Genomic DNA, 2,060 nt, shown 5'->3' on the forward strand with positions numbered 1-2,060 from the left:
CCCCGTTAATTTTATCCACAGGGGAATTAAATAACTGGAAAAAATCGTCCAAAATTATTGGCCGTTTTTTATCCAAAAGTATTGACCGCTTACAAATTGGTCTACATCATTGTTTTGGAATGATTTTAAAATTACTTTATTTGAATTAAACGCTTTTTCTAATTCCAAAAATCCTGATTGCTGTAATATTTCCTCTATTTTTAGCCGAAGTTCTTCTCCAACCTTCTCAATATCTTTTATCTCTTTGAGGCCAAACTTATTTATTAAAAATCTTTTTGTTTTCCTATTTCCTTCAAGCAAGCTAAAATATATGTTTAGAATAAGCTCACTTTGTTTTAACGCTGGTTGATAAATATAGACAATTGGTAATAGCGCTTTTAGCCTTTGTACGTTTGATAAGTTACCTAACTCGTTTATATTACTTAGCATCAGTGCCCCTGGACTACACAAAGTCACACTATCAGCATAGAGTAACCCTATTTTAACTAAATGAAGTTCTTGTGTAAGATCAATACCTTTTGGCGTTGACCCGATAAGCATCTGGAACCCGCTCATATTATCACCTCTTGCTACTATATCAGCCATAGCACCTAATTTAAGATCTATGTGTGTTCAGCCTCAACCTTGCTTTTCTTACAATCCGCCATTCCTTCAATTCCTTGCCTTCAGCAATCAACTCCTTAATAGCCCAATTTATCTTTCTTGTCCTAAAATCCTGCAAATTCTCAACATAATTACCAAAAAATTCTTTCGTTTGTGGAAGCTTATTTAAGTGCTTTTCTAATAATCCCAGTTTACCTATTTTTTTACCAACTCTACTAACCGTAATCCGTTCTGGCTTACCTTCGTAAGAGAGCATTTCCTCTACAGTCTCCTTTACTTTCAGCAAGATCTCCTTGTCCCGCTCTCCCCAATTAACTCTATTGTTTTCTACTAAGGCAGGTTTTTTAGAAGGTGAATTTATATTTAGCCACTTCTTGTCATTCCTATAAAGCCATGCATAAAGACCTTTATTTAATTGCCTTAACTCTGTTTTTGATTTATCTGGGTAATTACCAATCAGCTCCAGCCATTTCTCTCTATTAGTTGCCCTAACGTTTTCGATTGGCTTGTTTTTTGTATCTCTAATCTCAACTGGTGGTATCCGTGTAGCTTCTTGTGTAACCATAATTAGTCCTAATTTATTGGCATACTTCTTAACAGTCATGGGGTCAACATTTAAACGCTTTGCAATCTCCCTTAAACTTAGATTTTGTATTATTAATTCACCTAATTTTGTTTCCCAAACTTTCCCAAACTCTTTTATCCTTCCAATTTTATATCTATCTTCTTTCACCATATCTGGGCCCTGCCGAGCATAAACAAACCCACAGGAACATTTGAAAGTTCCAATGGGCTTTTTCTTTTTGCTATCATATCTTATTTTTAAATCAGTAATCACAGGCTGTTTGTAATGTTCAGCCCCCGCATTCAAACATAACCAGGGGCCCTCTCCAAAAGGCTTATATTGATATTCCTCTTTAAAAAGTTCATCTATAGTCATCCCAAGAAATTCTGTCAGGAGTAAATGCCTAATGGGGTGCATACTTTTCCTTGGTTTTCTCACTAATGAAGAAAGCCAATTAAATTCATAGTTATTAGATACCATAGAATTAACATTATTAAGAAACTCTTCCCCATAATAGTTAACAAATTCTGTGATTAGTTTCTCTTGTTGCACTCTGCCATTAACATTGGCCATACCTCTACTAATCAATCTATTTAGATATTGTTTTTGAAACCATTCCAGAGGCCTTTGGTCTACAGTATTATTCAGTAAATATTTAGCCCCTCTTGCCAGTACTAAATGCTTTTCAAGTAACTGATATTGTATCTCTGTACTCTCTTTTAATATACAGTTTTCTTCCGAGGCATAAACATATTCGTGTTTGTTTACAGCACTTATTAATACGGTACTATTTTGAAGTGTTTTTGGTAATATAAAAGTACCGAGAATGGCAGCGTAAAATTCCATAGTAGCAAAAAAGAAGGAGTCACCGCATAGCATCCCTAAAATAAGC

The 2,060-nt window shown here is 34.7% G+C and carries 2 protein-coding genes; both read right to left on the reverse strand.

Annotated features, from left to right (window positions below):
* Positions 1-54: 54 nt before the first annotated feature.
* On the reverse strand, positions 55-585 hold the full coding sequence (locus BR02_RS0113010; protein ID WP_157834982.1) for a hypothetical protein: 531 nt from the start codon (positions 583-585) through the stop codon (positions 55-57).
* Positions 586-595: 10 nt separating this feature from the next.
* The coding region (locus BR02_RS0113015; RefSeq protein ID WP_157834983.1) for a TnsD family Tn7-like transposition protein at positions 596-2,060 on the reverse strand (1,465 nt) is incomplete at its 5' end.

Origin of the sequence: Desulfofalx alkaliphila DSM 12257 (assembly GCF_000711975.1) — a bacterium.
Lineage (GTDB): Bacteria > Bacillota > Desulfotomaculia > Desulfotomaculales > Desulfohalotomaculaceae > Desulfofalx > Desulfofalx alkaliphila.